This window comes from Streptomyces sp. NPDC047117 (genome assembly GCF_040643545.1).
Classification (GTDB): domain Bacteria; phylum Actinomycetota; class Actinomycetes; order Streptomycetales; family Streptomycetaceae; genus Streptomyces.
This window is the reverse complement of record NZ_JBEYUN010000038.1, coordinates 1-25097: the sequence shown is the minus strand read 5'-3', so window position 1 is coordinate 25097 and position 25097 is coordinate 1. Positions and strand designations below refer to the sequence as shown.

The following is a 25097-nucleotide window of genomic DNA, read 5'->3' as shown; positions in this document are numbered from 1 at the left end:
GTCTCTCATCTCCCCTGAGTGCTAACTACCGTTAAGTAACCTGTCGCGTTTCCCCGAATTCTAGAGCCGGGGCACCCCGTGGGGTACGTGAGGTTGCCGACAGCGACCGGATCGCCGCACCCTGCCGCCCGGTTATGCTCAGCCCCGCAGTACCCGCTCGTTCGCATCTGGAGTGCCCATGCCCCTCAAGATCACCGTGATCGGCACCGGCTACCTCGGCGCCACGCACGCCGCCGCCATGGCCGAGCTCGGCTTCGAGGTGCTGGGGCTCGACATCGTGCCCGAGAAGATCGAGATGCTCGGCCGCGGCGAGGTGCCCCTGTACGAACCGGGCCTGGAGGAGCTGCTGCGCAAGCACGTCGCGGGCCTCCCGGGCTCCAGCGGGCGGCTGCGGTTCACCACGTCCTGGGAAGAGGCCGGCGCCTTCGGCGACGTGCACTTCGTGTGCGTGAACACCCCGCAGAAGCACGGTGAGTACGCCTGTGACATGTCCTACGTCGACAGCGCCTTCGAGTCGCTGGCGCCGCACCTGACGCGGCCCACGCTGGTCGTCGGCAAGTCCACCGTGCCGGTGGGCAGCGCGGCGCGGCTGGCGAAGCGGCTGGCCGAGCTGGCGCCGGCCGGCGAGGACGCGGAGCTGGCCTGGAACCCGGAGTTCCTGCGCGAGGGCTTCGCGGTGAAGGACACCCTGCACCCCGACCGCCTCGTGGTGGGCGTCGCGAGCGACCGCGCCGAGTCGCTGCTGCGCGAGGTGTACGCCACGCCGCTGGCCGAGGGCTCGCCGTGGGTCGTGATGGACTACCCGACCGCCGAGCTGGTCAAGACGGCCGCCAACTCCTTCCTGGCCACCAAGATCTCCTTCATCAACGCCATGGCCGAGATCTGCGAGGCGGCTGACGGCGACGTGGTGAAGCTGGCCGAGGCGATCGGCCACGACGAGCGGATCGGCAAGAAGTTCCTGCGCGCCGGGGTCGGCTTCGGCGGCGGCTGCCTGCCGAAGGACCTGCGCGCGTTCATGGCGCGCGCCGGTGAGCTGGGCGCCGACCAGGCGCTGACCTTCCTCCGCGAGATCGACTCCATCAACATGCGCCGCCGCGGCCACATGGTGGAGCTGGCGCGCGAGGCGGTCGGCGGCGGCTTCCTCGGCAAGCGGGTCGCCGTCCTGGGCGCGACCTTCAAGCCGGACTCCGACGACGTACGCGACTCCCCCGCGCTGAACGTCGCGGGCCAGATCCACCTCCAGGGCGGCCAGGTCACCGTCTACGACCCCAAGGGCATGGAGAACGCCCGCCGGGTCTTCCCCACCCTCGGCTACGCGCCGACCGCGCTGGACGCCGTACGCGGCGCCGACGTGGTGCTGCACCTGACCGAGTGGCGGGAGTTCCGCGAGCTGGACCCGGCGACGCTGGGCGAGGTCGTGGCGCACCGCCGCATCCTCGACGGCCGCAACGCACTCGACCCCGAGCTGTGGCGCAAGGCCGGCTGGACCTACCGCGCGCTGGGCCGCCCGCGCGCGTAACGCCGCACCCCGTCTCCCCGTACCGCCCGTTCCGCCGCACCGGCGGGGCGGGCGGTCCGCGTTCTCCGGCGGGTCAGCCGGACTCCCCCGTACGGCGGGCCCGGTACGAGCGCATCTTCGCCCGGCTGCCGCAGAGCGCCATCGAGCACCAGCGGCCGCGGCCGGCCGGGCTGCGGTCGTAGAACACCCACAGGCAGTCGTGGTCCTCGCACGCCTTGAGTCGGGGCCAGGTGCCGTCGGCCGCCGCGGCCGCGATGCCGGCGGCGATCCGGGCGGTCAGCGCGGCGACGCCGGTCAGGCCGGGGGCCGGACCCAGCGCGGCCTCGCCGCGGGCGTCGACGGTGAGGGTGAGCGGCGCGGCGGCGAGCAGGGCGTCCAGCTCGCGCCCGGTCTCCGGCGGCACGTCCTGGCCGGTGTGCGCGAGGCATGCGGCGCGCAGCGCCTCCCGGAGACGCTGGGCGGCGGCCAGCTCCCGTTTCCCGGCCGGGACCGTCGGCAGCCCGTGCTCCCGCAGGAAGGCGGCGAGGCCGCCGGAAGCGGCCAGCGCATCGCGCCCGTCGTCGATGTCCAGGGTGTTCGCCAGATCCTGGACGAGGGCCAGGGAAGGCGGCGCGCTTCTGTCGGCCACCCTTGCCACGTTACCCGCTGAGGGCCATCATGCAGTAACGCAGTTACCGCTAAACCGTCTCAGGAGGTAACACCATGGCCATCGCTCAGTTCGGCGTCGTCGTGCTCGACGCCCCGGACCCCAGGGCCCTCGCCGAGTTCTACGCCGGGCTGCTCGGCTGGCAGGCCGGTGAGGACGAGGAGGGCGGCGACTGGGTCGAGGTGGCCGGGCCGCAGGGGCGGCTGCTCGCCTTCCAGAAGGCGCCCGACATGGTGCCGCCGGACTGGCCCAGCGGCGAGCGGTCCCAGCAGTTCCACCTGGATTTCCGCGTACCGCGGGACCGGATCGAGGAGGCCGAGCGCGAGGCGCTGAAGCTCGGCGCGCGGCTGGTCCAGCGCGATGACGACGACCGCAACTGGCGGGTCTACCTCGACCCGGCGGGCCACCCGTTCTGTCTCTGCCTGCACTGAAGGCAGGCCGGAAGGGGCGGGCGGGAGATTCCCGCCCGCCCCTCAGCGGTTCCCGGCCCTCAGGTCCAGGCCCAGTGCAGCTTGGTCATCCGGTCCCGCCGGTCCGCCCGGTCCAGCCGGTCGATGGTCGCCGTGGACGGCCCGCGCCGGTGCCGTGCCTCGCGGGCGGCGAACTCCGCGCCGCGCATCGCCCGCAGCGCGTTCCCCCAGGTCAGCCCGGCCAGGTCGGAGAAGGACCAGTTGCGGGAGATCAGCTCGGCGATCAGCCGCGGATAGCCGGAGACGTCCTCCAGCCCCTGCGGCCGCCCGTCGGCCGGATCGGTGTCGAAGCCGCCGCCGAGCCCGACGTGCGCCGCGCCCGCCACGTTCCGTACGTGGTCGAGGTGGTCGGCGACGTCCTCGATGGTCGCGTGGCCCACCGGCCCGGCCACCCGCTGCGGGGCGAAGGTGACCATGCAGATGCCGCCGTTGCGGGGCAGCTGGGCGAGCACGTCGTCGGGCACGTTGTGCCGGTGATTGGTCAGGTTCCGGGCGGCGGAGCGGTTCACGAAGACCGGCGCCTTGGTGATGGCCATCGTGTGCCGCATCGTGTCGGCCGAGGCGTACGACAGGTCGATGAGCATCCCGAGACGGTTCATCTCGCGGACCACTTCCTCGCCGAAGGCGGTGAGGCCGCCCGCGCACGGGGTGTCGGCCGCCGCGTCCGCCCAGGGCGTGTTGCGGTCCGGCGTGAGCAGCATGGACCGCACGCCGAGGGTGTGCAGGGCACGCAGCGCGCCGAGCGAGCTGTCGATGATCTGACCGCCGGCCGAGCCGAGCAGGCAGGCGATCCGGCCGCGGTTGCGGCACTCGGTGACGTCGTCGGCCGTCATCGCCAGGCGCAGCGCCTCGGGGTAGGCCCGCACCAGCTGGTGCACGAAGTCGATCTGTTCGAGGGTGGCGCTGATGGCGTGGTCGCCACTGAGCGCGGTCGGCACCTGCACCGACCAGAACTGCGCGCCGACCCGGCCCTGCTGGAGCCGCGGGATGTCGGTGCTGACGGCGGGCTCGCCGTATTCGAGGTCGTAGTAGTGACCCGGTGTCAGGTCGTCGCCGTGGTGCAGCCGCAGCGCCCAGGGCAGGGCGTTGTGGCCGTCGAAGACGGGGTGTGCGGCGAGCAGCGCGTGTGCCCGGGTGAGCGGGTCGCGGCGCAGCGGCGGGTCGGCGGGACGCCCGAGTGTTCCGTACGGGGAGTGGGCGTCCTCGGCGGCGCCGAGATCCCCGGCGGCACCGGTGAGGTCTGCGGCTTCCAGATCGGGGGCGAGGTCGGCCATTTCGGAACTCCTGTATCGGTGGCAGTAGGGCCACCGTGACACGGGAGATCCACTTGTTCGCGGTGAGTGATGCGTACGGGGCATCGTGCGCGCGGACCCGCGTCCGGGGTGTGGCCCGTTCGGCCGACACCCCCGGCGCGACGGGCCGGGTGGTGCGTCTGCCCTGCTCCGCCGCCGAGCTGACCGGCCCTCAGCCGTCCAGCTGCTCGATCGTCGCGTTCGACGGGCCGCGCCGCTCCTGGAGGCCGCGCGCCACATCCTCCGCGTCGCGCAGCGTACGCACCGCGTTCTGCCAGGTGAGCTTGGCGAGGTCGGCCTCGGACCACTTGCGGTCCAGCAGCTCCGCGATCAGGTTCGGGTAGCCGGCCACATCGGTGAGGCCGTCCGGGGTGAAGGCCGTGCCGTCGTAGTCACCGCCGACGCCGATGTGGTCGACGCCGGCGACCTCGCGCATGTGGTCGAGGTGGTCGGCGACGGTGGCGGCGGTGGCCGTCGGGCGCGGGTGCGCCGCCTCGAAGGCGCGCTGCACCTTCATGCCGGCCTCGGTGGTGTCGAGGTGGTGCAGGCCGTGCGCGCGCATGTTCTCGTCGGCGCGGCGCGTCCACTCCCCGGCCTCGGGCAGCACGAACTTGGGCACGAAGGTGACCATCGCGGTGCCGCCGTTGGCGGCCAGCCGCTCCAGCACGTCGTCGGGGATGTTGCGCGGATGGTCGCAGACCGCGCGCGCCGAGGAGTGCGAGAAGATCACCGGCGCCTCGCTGACCCGCAGCGCGTCCCGCATGGTGTCGGCCGAGACGTGGCTGAGGTCGACGAGCATGCCGAGCCGGTTCATCTCCCGGACGACCTCCTCGCCGAAGGCGCTGAGGCCGTGGTGGCGCGGCTCGTCGGTCGCCGAGTCCGCCCAGGCGATGGTGTCGTTGTGGGTCAGCGTCATGTAGCGCACGCCGAGCGCGTACAGACCGCGCAGGGTGGCCAGCGAGCAGTGGATGGAGTGGCCGCCCTCGGCACCCATGAGGGACGCGATCCGCCCCTCGGCGCGGGCCGCCTCCATGTCGTCGGCGGTGTAAGCGCGCCGCAGGTCACCGGGGTAACGGTCGATCAGCTGCGCCACGCAGTCGACCTGCTCCAGGGTGGCGCTGACCGCCCGGTCGCCGTCGTAGTCGGAGCGGACGTACACCGACCAGAACTGCGCCCCGACGCCGCCCGCGCGCAGCCGCGGGATGTCGGTGTGCAGGTGCGCTGACTGGTCGGTGGCGATGTCCCGCCGGTCCAGGTCGTACCGGACCTGCTCGCGCAGCGCCCAGGGCAGGTCGTTGTGGCCGTCGACGACGGGCCAGCGGGCGAGGAGGTCGCGGGCCGCCTCGCTCACTTGCCGCCCCCGAAGCCGAAGCCGTCGGAGCCGGACGCGACCTTGTTGCGCAGCCGCTTGCCCTTCTCGGTGGCCTGCTCGTTCAGCTCCTGCTGGAACTCGCGCATCCGCGCCTGCAGCTCCTCGTCGTGCGCGGCGAGCATCCGGGCGGCGAGCAGCCCGGCGTTGCGGGCGCCGCCGACGGAGACCGTGGCGACCGGCACGCCGGCCGGCATCTGCACGATGGAGAGCAGCGAGTCCATGCCGTCGAGGTACTTCAGCGGGACGGGCACGCCGATGACGGGCAGCGGGGTGACCGAGGCCAGCATGCCCGGCAGGTGAGCCGCGCCCCCGGCACCCGCGATGATCGCCTTCAGGCCGCGGCCCGCGGCCTCCTCGCCGTACGCGACCATCTCGCGCGGCATGCGGTGCGCGGAGACGACGTCGACCTCGTAGGGGATCTCGAACTCGTCGAGGGCCTGTGCCGCGGCCTCCATGACGGGCCAGTCGGAGTCGGAGCCCATGACGATGCCGACCACGGGAGAGCCATCGGAGGGGCGCGCGTCAGCGCTCGTTGAGGGGCGGTGGTCGGGTGAGGGGCTGGGCGTCATTCGGTGATCGTTCCTCGCAGGTAGCCGGCGGCGTGCGCGGCGCGCTCACGCACGTCGGCCAGGTCGTCGCCGTAGGTGTTGACGTGCCCGACCTTACGGCCCGGCTTCACGTCCTTGCCGTACATGTGGATCTTCAGCTGCGGGTCCCGGGCCATGCAGTGCAGGTACGCGCTGTACATGTCCGGGTAGTCGCCGCCGAGCACATTGGCCATCACGGTCCACGGGGCGCGCGGGCGCGGGTCGCCCAGCGGCAGGTCCAGGACCGCGCGGACGTGGTTGGCGAACTGCGAGGTGATCGCGCCGTCCTGGGTCCAGTGCCCGGAGTTGTGCGGGCGCATCGCCAGCTCGTTGACGAGGATGCGGCGGTTCCCCTCGGAATCGACGGCCTCGAACAGCTCGACCGCGAGGTGGCCGACGACGTCCAGCTCCCTGGCGATCCGCAGCGCCAGCTCCTGGGCCTGCGCCGACAGCTCCTCGGAGAGGTCGGGGGCGGGTGCGATCACCGTGTCGCAGACGCCGTCGACCTGGATGGACTCCACGACCGGGTACGCGACGGCCTGGCCGTGCGGGGAGCGGACGATGTTGGCGGCCAGCTCGCGGGTGAAGTCGACCTTCTCCTCGGCGAGCACGGGCACCCCGGCGCGGAACGGCTCCTCGGCGTCCTTGGCGGATCGTACGAACCAGACACCCTTGCCGTCGTAGCCCCCGCGGACGGTCTTGAGGATGACCGGAAAGCCGCCCGACCCGTCGCCCGACCACCGCCCCTCATCGAGGCGCTCCGCGCCGCCCCTGCTGATCTCCTCGGCGAACCGCTCCACATCCGCCGGGTCCGAAACGATGCGGTGTCGCGGGCACGGGGCGCCGATCTCGGTCAGCTTCGCGCGCATCACCCCCTTGTCCTGCGCGTGCACGAGCGCGTCGGGACCGGGGCGGACGGGGATGCCGTCCGCCTCCAGGGCCCGCAGATGCTCGGTGGGCACGTGCTCGTGATCAAAAGTGATCACGTCACAGCCGCGCGCGAACTCGCGCAGGGTGTCCAGATCGCGGTAGTCGCCGACGACCACATCGCCGACGACCTGCGCAGCGGAGTCCTGCGGGGTGTCACTGAGGAGCTTGAACCTGATGCCGAGGGGGATGCCTGCCTCGTGGGTCATACGAGCCAGCTGTCCGCCGCCGACCATGCCGACTACCGGAAACGTCACGCCTTCAGGGTATCCGCTCCGACCGACCGTTCCCGGCCACCCCTTGGAGGATCCTCTGAATTCGGGCGATCCGCGCCTCTGTACGAGCCGCCACCGGGCGATAGGCTCACCCGGACGCGCGGACAGGGGGAGGACGCATGGACGGTACCGACGGCATATCCACGCCGTCCCGCAAGATCGGCATCACGATCGCGGTGGCGGCACTGCTGGTGACCGTGTACTCCCTGATATCCCTGCTCACCGCCCGTCCCGAGGTCTACGGACCGCAGGACACCGTCATCTCCGTCTCTCCCGGCGAACGCTTCTCGATAGAGCTGGACGACAACCCCGGTACCGGCTACCGCTGGCGCGTCGATCCCCCGGCCCCCGACCCGCACGTGCTCAAGCCGGCCGGCAGCCACTACGACGCCGACGAACCGGTGGTGGCCGGTTCCGGCGGCACCCGCTTCCTGGAGTTCCAGGCCGTCCGCCCCGGCCGTACCGAGCTGAAGCTGCGGTACTGCTTCCAGTGCGGCACGGACCGGGCCGACCCCGATCGCGGCGGCGAGCTGCTCGCCTTCCGCGTCACGGTGACGGACTAGCCCGTGGTGACGCGCCGGCCGTCCACGGTGACGGGGCGTCCCCCGCCCGCCGGAGTGACGCAAGGGCCCCGGGCGGCCCGTCGGCGCGCTGGTTAGCATGAGTGGGCGGCGGACCGCCGACCACGGCCCGCCCCACATGACGCCGTCACGGGGAGCTGAGCCACCACCATGTCTGGACGGAGCGCGCTGCGCTCGCGGCTTCGGCTGCTGACCCGCGAGATCGTGAAGTTCGGCGCGGTGGGCGGGGCCGGCGTGCTGGTCAACCTCGTGGTCTTCAACCTCGTACGGCACACCACCGAGCTGCCCGTGGTGCGGGCCGGGATCGTCGCGACGGTCGTCGCGATCCTCTTCAACTACATCGGCTTCCGCTACTTCACCTACCGGGACCGGGACAAGAGCGGCCGCACCAAGGAACTGGTGCTCTTCGTCATCTTCAGCGCGGTCGGCCTGGTGATCGAGAACGGCATCCTCTACGCCGCGACGTACTGGTGCGGCTGGAACACCCCGCTCCAGAACAACGTGTTCAAGTTCCTCGGCATCGGCATCGCCACGCTCTTCCGCTTCTGGTCCTACCGCTCCTGGGTCTTCAAGGCGCTGCCCGCCAAGGAGGCCGTGGAGACCGCCGAATCCTTCCTCTCCGCCTCCGGGGCCGAGGACACCCCCTCCGGGGCCCCGGCGCGCGGCCGACGCCCGTGAGCACGATCCGGCGCGGCCGGCGCCCGTGAGCGCAGCCCGGCGCGGCCCGGCACTCAGCGCGGGCTGGCGGCGGCGCCCGGCTCGTCCTCGTCCCCGGGCCGGTACTGCTCGGACTCCCGGCTGAGGAAGAGCGCGAAGACCGGCGGCTCCTGCTGGAGCAGCTCCAGCCGGCCGCCGTCCGCCTCCGCCAGGTCCCGGGCCACCGCGAGCCCCAGGCCGGTGGAGTTGCGGCCGCTCACCGTCCGCTCGAAGACCCGGGAGCCCAGGTCGGGCGGTACGCCGGGGCCCGCGTCGGTGACCTCCACGACGGCCTGGTTGCCGGTGACCCGGGTACGCAGCGCCACCGTGCCGTCGCCGTGCATCAGCGAGTTCTCGATCAAGGTCGCGAGGACCTGGGCGACCGCGCCCGGCGTGCCCACGGCCCGCAGGTTCTTCTTGCCGGACCGGACGATGGCCCGGCCCGCGCTGCGGTAGGCGGGCCGCCACTCCTCGATCTGCTGCTTGACGACCTCGTCCAGATCGAAGGCGACGGCGGAGCCGGAACGCGGGTCGCGGGAGTTCGTCAGCAGCCGCTGGACGACGTCGCTGAGCCGGTCGACCTGGCCCAGGGCGATCGTCGCCTCCTCCTTCACCGTCTCCGGGTCGTCGGTGAGGGTGATTTCCTCCAGCCGCATGGACAGCGCGGTCAGCGGCGTACGGAGCTGGTGGGAGGCGTCGGCGGCGAGCCGGCGCTCGGCGGTGAGCATCCGCGCGATCCGCTCGGCCGAGGCGTCCAGCACGTCCGCGACCCGGTCCAGCTCGTGCACGCCGTAGCGGCGGTGGCGCGGCCGGGGGTCGCCGGAGCCGAGGCGCTCGGCGGTCTCGGCGAGGTCGGTGAGCGGGGCGGTCAGCCGCCGGGCCTGGCGTACGGCGAGGAAGACGGCGGCGACGACGGCGAGCGCGGCGACCGCCAGGATGATCAGCAGGGTCCGGCCGATCTCGGCGCTGACCGCCGAGCGGGGCTCCTGGACGGTGACCGTCTCGCCCCGCTCACCGCGCACGATCGCGTCGATGACGTCGCCCGAGGGCCGCTCCCCGATCTCCACCGGGGCGTGGCCCGGCACCTTGATCTCGGCGTACCGGTCGGTGGTGATCTGCTCGGAGAGCACCTCGGCGGTGATCTTCTCGCCGCCGCTGAGCCGGCTCTCCACCATGCCCACCAGCCGTACGGCCTCGGCGCCCACGCTCTCCTGGGCCCCCGCCTGGATGGTGCGGGTCTCCACGATGACGAGCGAGACGCCGAACACGGCGATCACGACGAGCACCACGGCGAGGGTGGAGTTGATCAGTCGGCGGCGCACGGTGCCCTCCGGGCGGGGTGGGTGGTTCCTCGGGGCTTCAGCTCTTCTCGAAGCGGAAGCCCACGCCGCGCACGGTCGCGATGTAACGGGGGTTGGCGGCGTCGTCGCCCAGCTTCTTGCGGAGCCAGGAGATGTGCATGTCGAGCGTCTTCGTCGAGGACCACCAGGTGGTGTCCCAGACCTCGCGCATCAGCTGATCGCGGGTCACCACCCGGCCCGCGTCCCGCACCAGCACCCGCAGCAGGTCGAACTCCTTTGCCGTCAGCTGGAGTTCCTCCTCGCCCATCCAGGCGCGGTGGGACTCCACGTCGATCCGGACGCCATGGGTGGCCGGCGGCTGCTGGGGTTCGGCGGTCGTGCCGCGGCGGAGCAGGGCCCGCACCCGCGCGAGCAGCTCCGCGAGCCGGAAGGGCTTGGTGACGTAGTCGTCGGCGCCGGCGTCCAGGCCGACCACGGTGTCCACCTCGTCCGCGCGGGCGGTGAGGACCAGGATCGGGAAGGAGTGGCCTTCGTTGCGCAGCCGGCGGGCGACCTCCAGGCCGTCGATGCCGGGCAGTCCCAGGTCGAGCACGAGCAGGTCGATGTTGCCCTGCAGACCGGCGTCGAGCGCCGTGGGGCCGTCCTCGCGCACCTCGACTTCGTAACCCTCACGGCGGAGTGCGCGGGCCAGCGGCTCCGAGATGGACGCGTCGTCCTCGGCGAGCAGTACACGGGTCATGGCCCGATGGTAGTCCGACAGGTCACGGCCACGATGCCCCTCCGGGGGGTCCCCCGGGTGACCGTGGGTGTGCACCGCTCGGTTCCCGGGTCGCCATGTGACCGTTGTCTCACTGGCACCAACCTCAGCTACGCGCGTCGTACAGTGGCAGAACGTCCGTCGTACAACCCGGGACCATGACGCTCATGTGACGTCAGGGTCCCTGTTGTGTGCGGGCCCGGCACGACCGGACCCGCGGGCAAATGACCTCTGAGACCGGGTCCATCGCACGCAGAACGGGGGCGTGGATTCCGGTGTACGGCCGTCCTGTCGATTCCTCTCTCCACAGTGGTGTCGCACCCCCTACCGGGCGTGGGGGCGGACGGCACTGCGCCGGTGCCGGTCAGCCGACCCGGGCGCGCGGCCCCACCTGCGCGTCCCGATCACTCAAGGATCGACCATGGCGTCCAGCCTGACGAAGGATTCCCCCGGGCAGGGAACCCCTGCCGGCGGCAAGACCTTCTTCGGCCACCCCCGCGGACTGGCCACCCTCTTCATGACCGAGATGTGGGAGCGCTTCAGCTTCTACGGCATGCGGGCCCTGCTCACGATCTACCTGCTGTCCGGTGGCCCGGACGGATCGGGCATCCGCGAAGGCGGCCTGGCGTTCAACGCCGCCACGGCCACGGCCATCTACTCCATCTACATGGCGATGGTCTACCTCCTGGCCATGCCCGGTGGCTGGCTCGCCGACCGCGTCTGGGGTCCGCGCAAGACCGTCGCCATCGCGGCCACGGTCATCATGCTCGGCCACCTCTCGCTGGCCGGCCCGGGACAGGGCTTCTTCTTCGCCGGCCTGGCACTGGTGGCGATCGGCTCCGGTCTGCTGAAGGCCAACATCTCCACGATGGTCGGCCACCTCTACGACGGGCCGAACGACCCGCGCCGTGACGGTGGCTTCACGATCTTCTACATCGGCATCAACGTCGGTGCGTTCCTGGCCCCGCTCATCATCGGCACCGTCGGCGAGAGCCACAACTGGCACCTGGGCTTCGGCCTCGCCGCCGTCGGCATGGGCCTCGGTCTGCTCCAGTTCCTGCTGGGCACCAAGCACCTGAGCCCGGAGAGCAACAAGGTCCCCACCCCGCTCAGCGCCGAGGAGCGCAACTCCTGGCTGCGCAAGGGCCTGACCTGGCTCATCATCGCCGCGGTCTTCTACAGCGTGGTCTCCTTCACCGGGCACTTCACCCTGAACTGGGCGATGATCCCGCTGGGCGTCCTCGGCATCGTCATCCCGGCCGCCGTCCTCTTCCGCATCAAGCGGGACAAGGAGCTCTCGGGCGACGACCAGAGCAAGGTCTCGGCCTACATCTGGTTCTTCATCGCCGCCGCGGCCTTCTGGATGATCTACGACCAGGGCGGCTCCACCGTCCAGGCGTTCGGCACCACCAAGACCTCCGGCGAGCTGTTCGGCCTCTCCTTCCCGTCCACCTGGTTCCAGTCGCTGAACCCGATCTTCGTCATGGCGCTGGCCCCGGTCTTCGCCTGGCTGTGGCTGTGGCTGAACCGGAAGGGCAAGGAGCCCAGCACGATCCTGAAGTTCGCCGCCGGCCTGTTCCTCATCGGCGTCTCGTTCTTCTTCTTCCTGCTGCCGCTGGCCATCGCGACCGACGGCACGAAGGTCAGCCCGATGTGGGTGCTCGGCATCTACTTCATCCAGACCATCGGTGAGCTGTGCCTCTCCCCCGTCGGCCTGTCGCTGACCACGAAGATGGCGCCGCTGAAGTACGCCAGCCAGATGATGGGCATCTGGTTCCTCGCCAACACCGCGGGTGACTCGGTCACCAGCCTGCTGGCCATCGGCGGCGTCGACATGAGCGGCTCGCGCGCGGTCCTCGTCGAGGCGATCCTCGCGGCGCTCGCGGGCTTCGCGATCTACATGTACCGCAAGCAGGTCCGGGCCCGTATGGGCGAGATCCACTGACGGACCCGCTGACCCAGCGGACGAAGGGCCCCCGGCACCACGGTGCCGGGGGCCCTTTGCGTGCTGCGGCCGTTCGGGTGGGGCGCGCGGCCCTCCGGGAGAGCCGGACCGGGGCGCGGTAACGATCGGTGTATGCGCCGAGGGAGTGTGTGGGCCGGGGTGTGCGGGGTGCTGGCGGCGGTGTGTCTGGCGGTGGTACCGCAGACCGGGCGGGCCGCGGCGGCGCAGGGCGGCCAGGCCGCCGGGGACGCGCCGGGCGGGCCCGATCCGTACCTGGGGACGTACGCGTACGGCCCCACGGAGCGCCAGACCATCGGGGCCTACCGCGCCCCGGGGCAGGACCTCCGGCCCGCCGTGATGATCCTGCACGGCGGGTACTGGGCACAGGACTCCGACTGGAGCGGCTGGGCCCGGAAGCTGGCCGCCCGCGGCTTCGTCGTCTTCGACGTGGACTACCGGCTCAACACCGACGCGCCCTGGCCCGCCCAGCGCACCGACGCGCTCACCGCGCTGCGCTGGATCCGCGCCCAGGCCGCCCGCTTCCGGACCGACCCCCGCCGGATCGTGCTGCTCGGCTCGTCGGCGGGCGGCCAGATCGCGGCGAACACCGCGGAGTACGCCGCCGGCACCGCGTACCGGCCCGCCGGGGTGGTCGCGCTGTCGCCGGTGGCCGACCCCTACCTCGCCTGGCGGGACGGCGCCCGCTCCGGCGCCTCGGCCCAGCAGCGCCGGCTGCGGCGCGAGGCACGGAAGCTCGCGGGGTGCGACCCGACGGCCGGGAAGGCGACCGCGATGGCCGCCGCGAAGTGCCGCGCCACCTGGGACGACATGGCCGCGAAGAGCTGGGCGCCGGGCGGCCCGAAGCGGCCGGGCGGCCCCGGGGTGCCGATGCTGCTGGCGCACTTCGCGCACGACTTCGTCCCGGTGGCGCACTCGCGGGGCCTGGCGAAGGCCGAGCCCGCGGCCACGGTGTCGGTCGTCCCCGGGACGGGCCACGGCATGACGGCCCTCACCCGGCCGGCGACCGAACGCCGGGTACTGGCCTGGCTGACGGCCCGGACGCAGCAGGCCGCGGCCCCGGCGACCCCAGCCGCACAGCAGTAGGGCCGCCGGGACGCACATCCGCTCAGCGCCGCAGGTAGCGGCGCGGCATGAAGGTGAAGACGGCGCCGCCGAGCAGCAGGACGGTGCCGGCGATCAGCCCGAGGGCCTGCAGACCGCCGTGGTCCGCCGCACCGGTGTCGGCGAGGCCGCCGGAGCCGCCCGCCGCTCCCGAGGCGCCGCCGCTGCCCGCGCCGCCGCCGGTCGCCGCGCCGCCGGAGGAGCCGCCCGACCCCGTGCCCCCGCCCGCGCCGCCCGGCTGGGCGCTGGTGTCCAGTTCGAGCGAGACGCCCGGGTCCTTCTCGGGCGTGCAGGTCGTCGTCGTACCGAGCGCCTCGACCGTCAGGACACCGGGCGTGAGCGTCGCCTTGCCGTCGGCACCGGGCTTGTACGTGCCCTTGAGATCGGGGATCTCGATGGGATCGCCGGACTTGATCGGCTCCTTGTTGGTCGCGCCCTCGACGTGCACCGTGCCCTTGTCCGCGCCGCCCAGCTTCACCTCCATCGACGGCTTGACCGAGTCCGCGGGGATGTCCGCCGGGCTGTCCATCACCGACTTGGAGAACTTCACGGTCAGGTCGAAGGCGCCGCCCTTCTTGGTGCCGTTGATCTGCACCGGCGAGGTGGCCTTCTTGTCCCCGATCGGCGTCTTGCAGGCGTACGGGACCTCGACCTCCTTGCCCTTGTAGGCAGTGCCGTCGGGATCGCCGTTGCCGCCGCCGGAGCCACCCGTGGCGCCTCCGCTGCCACCGCCCGACGAGCCGTCGCCGCCCCCGGAGGCCGCCCCACCGGAGGCCGCCCCACCGGAGGAAGCGCCGCCCGAGTCCGAGCCTCCGGAGTCCGAGCCACCTGCGGAGGACCCGCCGGAGGAGGACGTACCGCCCGTGGACGAGCCGCCGGACGAGGAGCCGCTGCCGTCGGTGACCTTGATGGTGACCGCCGGCTTCACCTCCTCCTTCGGCGCGCACTTGGTGTCCGTGGAGATCGGCTTGTTGACGTTGATCGTGTAGTTGGCGGGTGTGAGCGTGACCTCGCCCGGCTTCTCCAGCTTCAGCTTGCCCTTCATGTCGGACAGCACCATCGCGCTGTTCTTCGGTATCGGCGGGTTCTGCCGCAGGCCCTTCATGGCGATGTCACCAGTCTGCGCGCCGCCCGCCTTCAGCACCCCGCTCGGCAGCACGGTGTCCTTGGCCAGGTCCAGCACGTCCGGGTTCTTGGAAGCGGCCGTGACCGTCTTCCACACCACCTCGACCTCGTCCCCCACCTTCGCGGTGGCCGGCGCGCTGATCTCGACCTCGGTGGTCCCCTGTACGGGGTCCAGGCCGGAGATCGGCGGCGGGATGCACTCGGTCGCGTACGACACACCGGTCGCGGCGCCCGACAGGCCGGGCACGGGATCCGCCGCCACGGCCGTACCGGACACCGCCAGCAGCCCCGCGCCCGCGAGCACCATCGCGCTCCCGGCCGCGGCCGCTCTCCTCCGTTGCCTCATGACGAAGTACCTTTCGACGTCGGTCGCTCGGTGGATGTGGTGATGGACGGTGCGGTGTCCGGGTGGAACCAGGGCAGGCCCGTCTCGGTGGCGCCGTCGCCCGGTATCGGCTCGGGTGCCGGGCCGCGTGGCCTGACCTTGTCGACGATCGCCATGCCGATGCGGAAGACCGCGGCCGGCACCACGACGCACAGCAGGATCCAGAAGAGGGTCACGCCCCAGGGCCGGCCGACCCGCCACGGCTGCTCGGCCAGCACCTTTCCGCCGTACTTCACGGCGACCGTGTAGTCGCCGTGCGCCCCCGCCGCCAGCTCGACCGGCAGCGTGACCCGGGCCTTCTCCCCCGCCGGGACGGTGCCCCGCCACTGCTGCTCCTCCCACTGCGGGGCGAGGACGCCGTGCCCGGTGCCGACCCGGAAGACCGGGTTCTTCGCGGGCTCGGCGCCGAGGTTGCCGACCGTGAACTCCAGCTGCCGCTGCGGGGGCGCGCCGAACCAGGTGAGCAGGCCCGAGCTGCCGCTCAGCCGGGCCGGTGCCAGCACGGCGAGCCGGCCGCCGCCGGTCCGCTCGGGCAGCGGGGCCACCGGGTGGCCGGCGACGGTGAAGGGGGCGTCCGCCGCCGCGGCCCGGCCGGTCACGGTGGCGACGTGCACGACGCACGGGCACGGCTTCGGCGGCTCGGCGACCGCCAGCTTCGTACGGAAGCGGCCGTCCTTGCCGGTGGTGACGGCGCGGCCGTCGGCGTTGGCGCAGGCATTCGTGCCGCCGATCATGTTCTGGCCGCAGATCAGCAGCGTGAGCAGCGCCTTCGGCCGCCAGCCGGAGCCGGTCACGGTGATCGAACCGCCCTTGCCCGCCTGCCGTTGGGAGAGTTCGACGGCGGGTTTGCCGCTGTCGTCGGCGGCCCGCGCCGGGCCGGCCGCCGGCAGGGCGACGAGCGCCACGGCGAGGGCGAGCGCGGCGGCTGCCGACACCCGGGAAGCGGCCCGCCGCCGGACCGCCGCCGACCGCCCCGTACGTACTCCCTTCGTGCCGCTCACGCCGTCACCCCCGTCGCCAACTCCCGTCCCGTGCCGCTCTCCTGGTCCTCCGCCGCGGGTCCGCCCGCGTCCGCGCGGCGCCGCCGCAGAAACCAGCCGCCCGCCGCCGCGCCCCCGCCGGCACAGAGCAGCCCCACCGCGAGCCGGGGCACCGCCGTGTACGTGGCGCGGGCCGTGCCGTGCGCACCGCCCGCCGCGGTGGCCGTGACCGTGAGGTCGACGGAGTCCAGCGCGGGCGGGTCCGGCCAGGGCTCGGTACGGGTGATCCGGCGGCCGGGCGGCAGCCCGTCGGGCAGCCGGTCTGCGGCCCTGCGCAGCGCGCTGCCGAGCAGCCCCTCGGCACGGACCGCGACCCTGGGCTCCAGCGTGGTGTTGCCGCGGTTGACCAGGTCGTACCGGATGACGGCGGTGCCGTCGCGGTCCGCCACCGCCACGTTCTCGACGGTGAGGGCGGCCAGCGTGGGGCCGGTGACCCGCAGATGGACCGGTACGGCCGCGGTACGCGCGGACGGGCCCGCGCCGCGTACGGAGAGCGCGGCCGGATGGTCCCCGGGGAGCGCGTCGCGCGGCACGGTGACCGTGAACGGCACCTCGGCACGGGTACGCGCCGGGACCTTCACGGTGCGCTCCGCGGTGACGATCCAGTCGCCGGAGCCCGGCCCGCGCCCGGTGCCGGAGTCGGTGGGGCGCACGGTGAACGTCCGGGCGCGGTCGTCGCGGTTGGTGAGCGCCAGCCGGTCGGTGAGCACGCTGCCGGGCCCGCCCTCCAGGTAGAAGTACGGGCGCGCGTGTGCTCCCGCGGGCGCCGCGAGCCGGCCGCCGTCCGCGGCGGCGGAGGGCGGCGCGCAGGGCAGCGCGGCGGCGGTCAGCGCGGTCGCGCCCGCGGCGACGGCACGGATACGGAAGGGCATCGGCGGCTCCCGGAGCTCGTACGGGCTCGTCCTCGTGCGGCGTCCGGCGGGTCAGGCGCGCTGCCGGCGGCGGGTCAGCCAGAGCGTGCCGGCGGCTCCGGCGAGCAGCACGGTGCCGCCGAGCGTGCCGAGCGCCACGGCGTCGTCGGCGGGCCCGGTCTGCGGCAGCTCGCCGCCGGGCGGCGTGGACGATCCGCCGCTGCCGCCGGTGCCCTCGACGTCGAGGGAGAGCGCGGGCTTGGGGTTGTTGCTGGGCGTGCACGTGGTGGTGGTGCCCATCGCCTTGATGGTGAGCGTGGAGGCCGTGAAGGTGACCTTGCCGCTCTTCTTCGGCGTGTACGTGCCGCTCAAGTCGCTGATTTTGATCGGGGTGTTGGCGGGGATCGCCTTGTCGTTGGGCGGACCGCTCACCGGCAGGTCACCGGTCTCCGCGCCGCCCAGCTTGATCAGGGCGCTGGGCTTCATCGCGCCCTTGCCCAGCTCGATGGGGCTGGAGGAGACGCCCTTCTGAAAGGACATCACGAGCTTGTAGCCGTCGCCGGACTTCGTGGACTTGATGTCGATGGGCGAGACCGCGCCCTTGTTCCCGATCGGCGTCTTGCACTGGTAGTTGACGTCGACGACCTCGGCGTGCGCGGCGGGTGCCGTGAGCATCACCGATGTCGCCGCGGTGAGCAGCACGGCCGCCGCCGTTCCGGCCGGGCCCGTGCGGCGCCGGCTGCGCTGGGCGTTGAAGCGGGCCACCTCGATCTCCCCTTCTTCCGGTTACCGCACCGCCGGAAGTTACTGACGGCACATCAGATTGGGCGTCAAGGTACGCCGGGGGCCGTGGGGAGGGAAGAGAGAGTGCACAAGGGAAGCGGGCGGAACCGCGCGGAATTCCCGCCGGGGCGGGGAACGCCCCTGGCGGCGGCGGGCGGCGCCCCGCCGGAACACAGGAAAACCGCCCCCGCCGAGTCGGCGCGAGCGGTGCGGAAAGGTGGCGGAGGCGGCGATCCGGTACCGGTACCACCGCCCACTCCGCTACGACGGGGCGGCCAGCTCCGCCCACACGGTCTTGCCCGTGCCGTCGGGGTTGCGCACGACGCCCCAGTCCAGGCAGAGCCGCTGGACGATGAACATGCCGTGACCGCCGGGGCGGCCCGCGCGGTGCGGGGTGCGCGGCGCGGGCGAGCCGGCCCCGAGGTCGGTGACCTCCAGGCGCAGCATCTTGGCGTTGCAGCGCAGCGCCAGCTCCTCCGGGCCCTCGGCGTGCAGGCAGGCGTTGGTGACCAGCTCGGAGACGACGAGCAGGACGTCCTCGGCGGCGGCCCGCTGATCGGCGCCCGCGGCCGGCAGCCAGCCCCAGTCGTGCAGCGCCTGGCGGGCGAAGTCACGGGCACGGGCGACAGCGCCACGGGCGCCCGCGAGACGCAGCCTGCGGACCTGACCGGCCGGAACGGTGGCCGGAGAGGCAGCGGCAGCGCCGGCGTTCCCCGGGTCCGGGCCCAGATCGCCCGGCGGGTACGGCCGGGTGGTGCTCATCAGCGCTTCACCTCACCGATTCGCCTTTTCACGGATTACGGATACCTGACGGGTTCAAGAAGATTCAGATGTCTCCTGCCCGGCCGGACCGTGAGAACACCCACTTCTTGGGGACGGAAGTTGTGATGGAGCCAACGTGATCGGATTTGGCCCTTCCGAAGACCTTCCGTCACTGCCGCCCCGTGCATCCGGGTCAGCCGCCGGCCAGCGCCGCGTCGACCGTGTCGTGCACGGTGAAGACCGCGTCGGCGCCGGTGATCTCGAAGACCCTCGCCACCACCGGCTGCATCGCCGCCAAGTGCACTCCGCCGCCCTCGGCCTCGACCTTCAGGCGGGCGCCCAGCAGGACGTTCAGCCCCGTGGAGTCCATGAACTCCAGTTGCGAACAGTCCACGACCAGTCGCACAAAGCCATCGTCGACACAGCCCTCGAGTGACTCGCGCAACAACTCCGCGGTGTGGTGATCCAACTCACCCGCCGCGGCGACGACCGCACTGGCGCCGTGATGGCGGACCCCGACGTGGAGCCGTCCCCGGCTTGCACTGCCGACCGTCCCACGGTCCATGCGCGCGCACCCCTCTTGCTGTCTCGGCGTCTGGTTCTGCTTACGACTGCGCACGTCGAAGCCTACGCCTTAGATACGCAGGCTGGTACCCGAACAATGCGCGTACTTACACGAATACGGACAACACGCACTTGCCATCTTCAGGCAAAGCCGGGTAGGCGTAGAGAGGACACATTCGAAACAGCCGGCTTTGGAGGCGCCGCAGACCGCAGCTTCAGGTACAGGCATCGGCAGCCATATGCCGAGAACGATGGAGGACACCATGTCACCCCGGCTCGACGAAGTGCGCACCGACCAGAACACGGACAACGCGTCGTCGACATCCCTGTCCGAACAGATCCCTGCCCAGCACATGCCGATCGATGCGACCGGATTCGACGGAATGCCGGAGATCGAGGGCCTGCCCGAGATCCCGCCGTACGACGAGGTCGGACCGGTGGATGCCCGGGCCCTCTCCAAGACGCTCTTCCGGCGCCTGGAGACCCTCGAAGAGGGCACGCACGAGTACGCGTACGTCCGCAACACCCTGGTCGAGCTCAACCTCGCCCTGGTGAAGTTCGCGGCCTCCCGGTTCCGCTCCCGCAGCGAGCCCATGGAGGACATCGTCCAGGTCGGCACGATCGGCCTGATCAAGGCGATCGACCGCTTCGAACTGGACCGCGGCGTAGAGTTCCCCACCTTCGCCATGCCGACGATCGTCGGCGAGATCAAGCGTTTCTTCCGCGACACCAGCTGGTCGGTACGGGTCCCGCGGCGCCTTCAGGAGCTGCGCCTGGACCTCGCCAAGGCCGGCGACGAGCTGGCGCAGAAGCTCGACCGCGCACCCACCGTGAGCGAGCTGGCCGAGCGCCTGTCCATCACCAAGGACGAGGTCGTCGAAGGGATGGCCGCGAGCAACGCGTACACCGCGAGCTCGCTGGACGCCCAGCCCGAGGAGGACGACACCGAGGGCGCGCTGGCGGACCGCATCGGCTACGAGGACCACGGCCTCGAAGGCATCGAGTACGTGGAGTCCCTCAAGCCTCTGATCGCGGAGCTTCCCCCGCGCGATCGCAAGATCCTCTCGCTCCGCTTCGTCGCGAACATGACGCAGTCGGAGATCGGCGAGGAGCTGGGCATCTCCCAGATGCACGTCTCCCGCCTGCTGTCCCGCACCTTGGTCAAGCTCCGCAAGGGCCTGATGATCGAGGAGTGAGTCCCCGCGGTCCCGGCGTCCCGCACGCCCGAACCGCGCGGAGGAGGGCCGGCCCCGAGTACCTCGGGGCGGGCCCCCTTTCGCGTTTGCGGGCCGTTCGGCGGGGGCGCGGCCCTTTTCCCGCCCCCGGCGGCCCGGAGCCGCTCAGACGGCGCGTACGCCCGCTCGCCAGACCTCTGTGACCAGGGGCACGCCCGGGCGGTAGGCGAGGTGGACGTGGGAGGGGGCGTCCAGGAGGGCGAGGTCGGCGCGGGAGCCGGGGGTGAGGCGGCCCACGTCGGTGCGGCGCAGGGCCTGCGCGCCGCCGGCCGTGGCGGACCAGATCGCCTCGTCGGGGGTCATCTTCATGTCGCGCACCGCGAGGGCGATGCAGAACGGCATGGAGGACGTGAAGGACGAGCCGGGGTTGCAGTCCGTGGAGAGGGCGACCGTGGCGCCCGCGTCCAGCAGACGGCGCGCGTCCGGCCACTCGGCACGCGTGGAGAACTCCGCGCCGGGCAGCAGCGTGGCGACGGTGTTGCCCTGTGCGAGCGCGTCCACGTCCGCGTCGGTGAGGTGCGTGCAGTGGTCCGCGGAGGCCGCGTCCAGCTCGACGCCCAGCTGTACGCCGGGCCCGTAGGAGAGCTGGTTGGCGTGGATGCGGGGCAGCAGGCCGCGCTCCTTGCCCGCGGTGAGGATGGCGCGGGCCTGGTCGCCGTCGAAGGCGCCCTTCTCGCAGAAGACGTCGACCCAGCGGGCGTGCGGGGCGCAGGCGTCCAGCATCGGGCCGGTGACGAGCTCCACGTAGCCGGCCGGGTCCTCCGCGTAGTCGGGCGAGACGATGTGCGCGCCGAGGTAGGTCACCTCGTCGGTGTGCGCGGCGGCGATGCGCAGGGCGCGCGCCTCGTCCTCCACGGTGAGGCCGTAGCCGGACTTGGTCTCGAACGTGGTGGTGCCCTGGCGCAGGGCCTCCGCCATGTAGTGCGCGACGTTCGCGGACAGTTCCTCGTCGGTCGCGGCGCGGGTCGCGGCCACGGTCGTGCGGATGCCGCCGGCCGAGTACGCGCGCCCCGACATGCGGGCGTTGAACTCCTGCGTGCGGTCGCCGCCGAAGACCAGGTGGGAGTGGGAGTCGACGAAGCCGGGGATGGCGGCCCGGCCGCCCGCGTCGTGGACGGTGTCGGCGGCCGGCGCGCGGTCGCTGGGCCCCACCCAGGCGACGCGGTCGCCCTCGATGACGACGGCGGCGTCCTCGATCAGGCCGATCGGGCCGGCGCCGAGTGAGGGGTCGTTGGTGACCAGGCTGCCGATGTGCGTGATGGCGGTGGACGACATGGTCGTTGCGCTTCCTCTCGGGGGTGGGTGCTCCGGTACGTACGCGGTTCCCGTACGTGCGCGGTCCGGTACGTGCGGAGGCCCCGCACCCCCACGAGGGGGTGCGGGGCCGGGGCCGTTCAGGCCCGCAGGGCGTCGATCGCCGAGGCCAGCGCCGCGGGGACGCCGGGGACGAGGGTGTGCTCGCCGTCCCGTACGACCTGGCGGCCGCCGACGACGGTGTGCCGGACGTCGGCGTTGGTGGCCGCGAAGACGGCGGTCTCCGCGCCGAGCCGGGGCAGCGGCCCGGCCGTGCGCACCGTGTCCAGCGCGATCGTGGTGAAGTCGGCGAGCGCGCCGGTGCGCAGCGCGCCCGCGTCGGACCAGCCGAGCGACCGGTGGCCGTCGGGCGCCGCGGCGCGCAGCAGCGCGGCGGCGGTCCAGTGGCCCCGGGTACGGGTGCGCAGCCGCTCGTTCAGCTCCATCGCCCGCGCCTCCTCGAACAGGTCGATGACGGCGTGGCTGTCGCTGCCGAGCGAGAGCGGGGAGCCCGCCTCCTGCACGGTGGTGGCGGGGCCGATGCCGTCGGCGAGGTCCCGCTCGGTGGTGGGGCACATGCACACGCCGGTGCCGGAGTCGCCGAGGAGCCGGATGTCCTCGTCCGTGAGGTGGGTGGCGTGCACGGCCGTCGTGCGCGGGCCCAGCACGCCGTGGTCGGCGAGCAGCCGGGTCGGGGTGCAGCCGTGCGCGGCCCGGCAGGCGTCGTTCTCGGCGGTCTGCTCGGAGAGGTGCACGTGCAGCGGCGCCTGCCGGTCCGCCGCCCACTGCGCGACGGTGGCCAGCTGCCCGGCCGGTACGGCCCGTACGGAGTGCACGGCGGCGCCGATCCGGGCGTGCGGGCTGTCCTTGAGCTGCCCGGCGCGCTCGGCCCAGGTCTTCGCGTCCCCGTCGCTGAACCGCAGCTGGTGCCGGTTGGGCGGCTCGCCGAAGCCGGCCGACAGGTAGGCGGTGTCCAGCAGCGTGATGCGGATGCCCGCCTCGTCGGCCGCGGCGATCAGCGCCTCGCCCATCGCGTTCGGGTCGTCGTACCGGGCGCCGCCGGGCGCGTGGTGGAGGTAGTGGAACTCCCCGACGCAGGTGATGCCGGCCAGCGCCATCTCCGCGTACACGGCCCGTGCCAGCGCGTGGTAGCTGTCCGGCGTGAGCTGCGCGGCGGTCGCGTACATCACCTCGCGCCAGGTCCAGAACGTGCCGGAGCCCACCTGCACGGTGCCGCGCAGGGCCCGGTGGAAGGCGTGCGAGTGCGCGTTGGCCATGCCCGGAAGGGTCAGGCCGCGCAGCACCTCGGCGCCGGGCGGCGGGGCCTCCACACCGGTGCGGACGGCGGTGATCCGCCCGTCGCCGGTCTCCACGACCACTCCCGGCTCGATGGGGGTCCCCCCTGCTCGAGCGGAGCCGAGAGCTTGGGGGATCGTGTCGAGCCAGGCGTGCTCCAGCCAGTACGTCGTAGGCGTCAGCTGCACGCCAAACCCTCCAGTACGTCGGCGAGTGCGCGGACCCCCGCGACGCAGTCGTCCTCCGCCGCGTGCTCGGCGGGCGAGTGCGAGACGCCGGTGGGGTTGCGTACGAACAGCATGGCGGTGGGGACGGTAGCGGACAAAATACCCGCGTCGTGTCCCGCGCCTGTCGGCAGCACGGGAACGCCGCCGAGCGTCTTGGCGAGCCGGTCCCGCAGGTCGTGCGCGAACTCCACGACCGGCGTGAAGGACTCCCGGCTGACGCTCACGTCCACGCCGTCGGTCCGGCCCCGCTCGGCCGCGGCGCGCTCGATCCCGCCGACCACCGCGTCCAGCGTCTCCTGATCAGCGGCGCGCGAGTCCAGCCAGCCGCGGACGAGGGACGGGATCGCGTTGACGCCGTTGGGCTCGACGCCGACCTTCCCGAAGGTGGCCAGGGCGCCGTGCCGCGCGGCATGCTCGCGCGCGGCGAGCACGGTCTGCGCGTAGGTCAGCATCGGGTCGCGGCGGTCCTCCAGGCGCGTCGTGCCGGCATGGTTGGCCTCGCCCCGGAAGTCGAAGCGCCAGCGGCCGTGCGGCCAGATCGCGGACGCGACACCGACCGGGTCGCCGGACAGGTCGAGCGCGCGGCCCTGCTCCACGTGCAGCTCGACGAACGCGCCGATACGGGCGAGACGCTCGTCGTCGGCACCGATGCGCTCCGGGTCGTACCCGGCCCGCTCCATGGCCTGCGGCAGGCTGATCCCGTCGGCGTCCTTCAGCTCGTGCGCCTTCTCGACGGTCAGCTGCCCGGCGGCGAGCCGCGACCCGACACAGGCCAGCCCGAACCGGGCGCCCTCCTCGTCACCGAAGTTGGTGATCGCCAGCGGCCGGGTGAACTCCGCTCCCCTCCCGCGGAGTTCGTCCAGCGCCGCGAAGGAGGACACCACGCCGAGCGGCCCGTCGAAGGCGCCGCCGTCCGGTACGGAGTCCAGGTGCGAGCCGGTGACGACGGCGTCCCCGGCGGCCGGGTCGCCCAGCCAGGCCCACTGGTTGCCGTTCCGGTCGATCTCGTACGTCAGCCCGCGGGCCTCCGCCTGGGCCCGGAACCAGGCCCGGCAGTCGGCGTCCGCGCCGGTCCAGGCGTAGCGGCGGTAGCCCTTGCTCCCGGCGTCCTGGCCGATGGGGAGCAGGTCCCGCCACATCTCGTGGAACGAAGTGCTCACTGGTCGCCGCCCTCACGCATCGGGACGCGGACGCCCCGCTCGGCCGCGACGGAGTCGGCGATGTCGTATCCGGCGTCCACGTGCCGGATGACGCCCATCCCCGGGTCATTGGTCAGGACACGACGCACCTTCTCGCCGGCCAGCTTGGTGCCGTCGGCGACGGACACCTGACCCGCGTGGATCGAGCGGCCCATGCCCACACCCCCACCGTGGTGCAGCGAGACCCACGAGGCACCGGAGGCGACGTTGACCATGGCGTTCAGCAGCGGCCAGTCCGCGATCGCGTCCGAGCCGTCCAGCATCGCCTCGGTCTCCCGGTACGGGGAGGCCACCGAACCGCAGTCCAGGTGGTCCCGACCGATCGCCAGCGGCGCCTGCAGCTCACCGGAGGCGACCATGTCGTTGAACCGCTCACCGGCCTTGTCCCGCTCGCCGTAACCCAGCCAGCAGATGCGGGCGGGCAGCCCCTGGAAGTGGACGCGCTCGCCGGCCATCTTGATCCACCGGTGCAGCGACTCGTTCTCCGGGAAGAGATCGAGGATCGCCTTGTCGGTCTTGTGGATGTCCGAGGCCTCACCGGAGAGGGCGGCCCAGCGGAACGGGCCCTTGCCCTCGCAGAAGAGGGGGCGGATGTAGGCGGGCACGAAGCCGGGGAAGGCGAACGCCCGCTCAAAGCCCGCCAGCTGGGCCTCGCCGCGGATGGAGTTGCCGTAGTCGAACACCTCCGCACCCGCGTCCATGAAGCCGACCATGGCTTCGACGTGCCTGGCCATCGACTCCCGCGAGCGGGCGGTGAACCCGGCCGGGTCCTTGGCCGCCGCGTCCGCCATGTCCGCAAACGCCACGCCCACCGGCAGATAGGACAGCGGGTCGTGCGCGGAGGTCT

24 protein-coding genes are annotated in these 25097 nt (G+C 72.6%); 7 read left to right on the top strand and 17 right to left on the bottom strand.

All coding sequences use genetic code 11. The annotated features are described in order from the left end of the window. Positions 1-178 precede the first annotated feature (178 nt). Entirely contained in the window at positions 179-1519 is a 1341-nt protein-coding gene (locus tag ABZ840_RS37170; protein WP_361568336.1) for a UDP-glucose/GDP-mannose dehydrogenase family protein, read from the top strand. 73 nt (positions 1520-1592) lie between these two features. On the opposite strand, the gene ABZ840_RS37165 is transcribed toward ABZ840_RS37170, so the two are convergent. Then, positions 1593-2147: a CGNR zinc finger domain-containing protein gene (locus tag ABZ840_RS37165; RefSeq protein ID WP_361568333.1), complete on the bottom strand. Its 555-nt coding sequence runs from the start codon at positions 2145-2147 to the stop codon at positions 1593-1595. Between the two features lie 74 nt (positions 2148-2221). Between ABZ840_RS37165 and ABZ840_RS37160 the strand changes: the two genes are divergently transcribed. Beyond that, positions 2222-2596, top strand: coding sequence for a VOC family protein (locus tag ABZ840_RS37160; protein ID WP_361568330.1), 375 nt, complete (start codon positions 2222-2224; stop codon positions 2594-2596). A 59-nt stretch (positions 2597-2655) separates the two neighbouring features. On the opposite strand, the gene ABZ840_RS37155 is transcribed toward ABZ840_RS37160, so the two are convergent. From ABZ840_RS37155 to ABZ840_RS37140, 4 genes are all read right to left on the bottom strand, one after another. Then, a complete protein-coding gene (locus ABZ840_RS37155) occupies positions 2656-3789 on the bottom strand; it encodes a dipeptidase (RefSeq protein WP_361568359.1) in 1134 nt (377 codons plus the stop codon). 310 nt (positions 3790-4099) lie between these two features. After that, positions 4100-5278, bottom strand: a complete 1179-nt coding sequence (locus ABZ840_RS37150; protein ID WP_361568327.1) for a dipeptidase — start codon at positions 5276-5278, stop codon at positions 4100-4102. Then, a complete protein-coding gene (gene purE / locus ABZ840_RS37145; protein WP_361568356.1) occupies positions 5275-5781 on the bottom strand; it encodes a 5-(carboxyamino)imidazole ribonucleotide mutase in 507 nt (168 codons plus the stop codon). Before purE ends, ABZ840_RS37150 begins: the two co-directional genes overlap by 4 nt. A gap of 83 nt (positions 5782-5864) precedes the next feature. Further along, positions 5865-7070, bottom strand: coding sequence for a 5-(carboxyamino)imidazole ribonucleotide synthase (locus tag ABZ840_RS37140; protein WP_361568324.1), 1206 nt, complete (start codon positions 7068-7070; stop codon positions 5865-5867). Between the two features lie 137 nt (positions 7071-7207). On the opposite strand from ABZ840_RS37140, the gene ABZ840_RS37135 reads away from it, so the two are divergent. Both ABZ840_RS37135 and ABZ840_RS37130 read left to right on the top strand, forming a co-directional pair. Continuing rightward, positions 7208-7651: a protease inhibitor I42 family protein gene (locus ABZ840_RS37135; RefSeq protein WP_361568321.1), complete on the top strand. Its 444-nt coding sequence runs from the start codon at positions 7208-7210 to the stop codon at positions 7649-7651. A gap of 168 nt (positions 7652-7819) precedes the next feature. Continuing rightward, positions 7820-8347 (top strand): GtrA family protein, encoded by a 528-nt coding sequence (locus ABZ840_RS37130; protein WP_361568318.1) that lies wholly within the window; start codon positions 7820-7822, stop codon positions 8345-8347. 53 nt (positions 8348-8400) lie between these two features. On the opposite strand, the gene ABZ840_RS37125 is transcribed toward ABZ840_RS37130, so the two are convergent. Both ABZ840_RS37125 and ABZ840_RS37120 read right to left on the bottom strand, forming a co-directional pair. Further along, on the bottom strand, positions 8401-9687 hold the full coding sequence (locus ABZ840_RS37125) for an ATP-binding protein (protein ID WP_361568315.1): 1287 nt from the start codon (positions 9685-9687) through the stop codon (positions 8401-8403). Positions 9688-9724: 37 nt separating this feature from the next. Next, the gene (locus tag ABZ840_RS37120) at positions 9725-10405 is read right to left on the bottom strand and encodes a response regulator transcription factor (protein ID WP_361568312.1); all 681 of its coding nucleotides are present in this window, start codon (positions 10403-10405) and stop codon (positions 9725-9727) included. 439 nt (positions 10406-10844) lie between these two features. Here ABZ840_RS37120 and ABZ840_RS37115 point away from each other — a divergent pair, with 439 nt between their 5' ends. Together ABZ840_RS37115 and ABZ840_RS37110 are read left to right on the top strand one after the other, a co-directional pair. Further along, positions 10845-12368, top strand: coding sequence for an oligopeptide:H+ symporter (locus tag ABZ840_RS37115; RefSeq protein WP_361568309.1), 1524 nt, complete (start codon positions 10845-10847; stop codon positions 12366-12368). 132 nt (positions 12369-12500) lie between these two features. Further along, a complete protein-coding gene (locus tag ABZ840_RS37110; protein ID WP_361568306.1) occupies positions 12501-13472 on the top strand; it encodes an alpha/beta hydrolase in 972 nt (323 codons plus the stop codon). Between the two features lie 22 nt (positions 13473-13494). On the opposite strand, the gene ABZ840_RS37105 is transcribed toward ABZ840_RS37110, so the two are convergent. The 6 genes from ABZ840_RS37105 to ABZ840_RS37080 form a co-directional block, all read right to left on the bottom strand. Next, positions 13495-14961 carry a hypothetical protein gene (locus ABZ840_RS37105; RefSeq protein ID WP_361568303.1) on the bottom strand — a complete coding sequence of 489 codons (1467 nt, stop codon included), beginning with the start codon at positions 14959-14961 and terminating at the stop codon, positions 13495-13497. Continuing rightward, positions 14958-15890: a hypothetical protein gene (locus ABZ840_RS37100; protein ID WP_361568354.1), complete on the bottom strand. Its 933-nt coding sequence runs from the start codon at positions 15888-15890 to the stop codon at positions 14958-14960. The genes ABZ840_RS37105 and ABZ840_RS37100 overlap by 4 nt, the downstream gene beginning before the upstream one ends. 107 nt (positions 15891-15997) lie before the next feature. Beyond that, the gene (locus ABZ840_RS37095; RefSeq protein ID WP_361568301.1) at positions 15998-16912 is read right to left on the bottom strand and encodes a hypothetical protein; all 915 of its coding nucleotides are present in this window, start codon (positions 16910-16912) and stop codon (positions 15998-16000) included. 51 nt (positions 16913-16963) lie between these two features. Then, positions 16964-17656 carry an LPXTG cell wall anchor domain-containing protein gene (locus ABZ840_RS37090; protein WP_361568298.1) on the bottom strand — a complete coding sequence of 231 codons (693 nt, stop codon included), beginning with the start codon at positions 17654-17656 and terminating at the stop codon, positions 16964-16966. A gap of 279 nt (positions 17657-17935) precedes the next feature. After that, positions 17936-18436: an ATP-binding protein gene (locus ABZ840_RS37085; RefSeq protein ID WP_361568296.1), complete on the bottom strand. Its 501-nt coding sequence runs from the start codon at positions 18434-18436 to the stop codon at positions 17936-17938. A gap of 193 nt (positions 18437-18629) precedes the next feature. Then, positions 18630-19001 (bottom strand): STAS domain-containing protein, encoded by a 372-nt coding sequence (locus ABZ840_RS37080; protein ID WP_361568293.1) that lies wholly within the window; start codon positions 18999-19001, stop codon positions 18630-18632. 262 nt (positions 19002-19263) lie between these two features. On the opposite strand from ABZ840_RS37080, the gene ABZ840_RS37075 reads away from it, so the two are divergent. Beyond that, positions 19264-20196: an RNA polymerase sigma factor SigF gene (locus tag ABZ840_RS37075; RefSeq protein WP_361568291.1), complete on the top strand. Its 933-nt coding sequence runs from the start codon at positions 19264-19266 to the stop codon at positions 20194-20196. Positions 20197-20340: 144 nt separating this feature from the next. On the opposite strand, the gene hutI is transcribed toward ABZ840_RS37075, so the two are convergent. The 4 genes from hutI to hutU form a co-directional block, all read right to left on the bottom strand. Continuing rightward, positions 20341-21510, bottom strand: a complete 1170-nt coding sequence (hutI, locus tag ABZ840_RS37070; RefSeq protein WP_361568288.1) for an imidazolonepropionase — start codon at positions 21508-21510, stop codon at positions 20341-20343. Between the two features lie 119 nt (positions 21511-21629). Continuing rightward, a complete protein-coding gene (locus tag ABZ840_RS37065) occupies positions 21630-23012 on the bottom strand; it encodes a formimidoylglutamate deiminase (protein WP_361568285.1) in 1383 nt (460 codons plus the stop codon). Further along, on the bottom strand, positions 23003-24211 hold the full coding sequence (locus tag ABZ840_RS37060) for an allantoate amidohydrolase (protein WP_361568282.1): 1209 nt from the start codon (positions 24209-24211) through the stop codon (positions 23003-23005). Before ABZ840_RS37060 ends, ABZ840_RS37065 begins: the two co-directional genes overlap by 10 nt. Beyond that, positions 24208-25097 (bottom strand): urocanate hydratase (hutU, locus tag ABZ840_RS37055; protein WP_361568279.1); only part of this gene is annotated, 890 nt, incomplete at its 5' end. The genes hutU and ABZ840_RS37060, both read right to left, overlap by 4 nt.

What these genes read in the sequence shown, in the direction of transcription:
- ABZ840_RS37080 (WP_361568293.1), bottom strand. Translation starts at nt 19,001, where the DNA reads ATGGACCGTGGGACGGTCGGCAGTGCAAGCCGGGGACGGCTCCACGTC.
- purE (WP_361568356.1), bottom strand. Translation starts at nt 5,781, where the DNA reads ATGGGCTCCGACTCCGACTGGCCCGTCATGGAGGCCGCGGCACAGGCC.
- ABZ840_RS37110 (WP_361568306.1), top strand. Translation starts at nt 12,501, where the DNA reads ATGCGCCGAGGGAGTGTGTGGGCCGGGGTGTGCGGGGTGCTGGCGGCG.
- ABZ840_RS37085 (WP_361568296.1), bottom strand. Translation starts at nt 18,436, where the DNA reads ATGAGCACCACCCGGCCGTACCCGCCGGGCGATCTGGGCCCGGACCCG.
- ABZ840_RS37130 (WP_361568318.1), top strand. Translation starts at nt 7,820, where the DNA reads ATGTCTGGACGGAGCGCGCTGCGCTCGCGGCTTCGGCTGCTGACCCGC.
- ABZ840_RS37115 (WP_361568309.1), top strand. Translation starts at nt 10,845, where the DNA reads ATGGCGTCCAGCCTGACGAAGGATTCCCCCGGGCAGGGAACCCCTGCC.
- ABZ840_RS37170 (WP_361568336.1), top strand. Translation starts at nt 179, where the DNA reads ATGCCCCTCAAGATCACCGTGATCGGCACCGGCTACCTCGGCGCCACG.
- ABZ840_RS37075 (WP_361568291.1), top strand. Translation starts at nt 19,264, where the DNA reads ATGTCACCCCGGCTCGACGAAGTGCGCACCGACCAGAACACGGACAAC.
- ABZ840_RS37135 (WP_361568321.1), top strand. Translation starts at nt 7,208, where the DNA reads ATGGACGGTACCGACGGCATATCCACGCCGTCCCGCAAGATCGGCATC.
- ABZ840_RS37160 (WP_361568330.1), top strand. Translation starts at nt 2,222, where the DNA reads ATGGCCATCGCTCAGTTCGGCGTCGTCGTGCTCGACGCCCCGGACCCC.
- ABZ840_RS37095 (WP_361568301.1), bottom strand. Translation starts at nt 16,912, where the DNA reads ATGCCCTTCCGTATCCGTGCCGTCGCCGCGGGCGCGACCGCGCTGACC.
- ABZ840_RS37120 (WP_361568312.1), bottom strand. Translation starts at nt 10,405, where the DNA reads ATGACCCGTGTACTGCTCGCCGAGGACGACGCGTCCATCTCGGAGCCG.
- hutI (WP_361568288.1), bottom strand. Translation starts at nt 21,510, where the DNA reads ATGTCGTCCACCGCCATCACGCACATCGGCAGCCTGGTCACCAACGAC.
- ABZ840_RS37105 (WP_361568303.1), bottom strand. Translation starts at nt 14,961, where the DNA reads ATGAGGCAACGGAGGAGAGCGGCCGCGGCCGGGAGCGCGATGGTGCTC.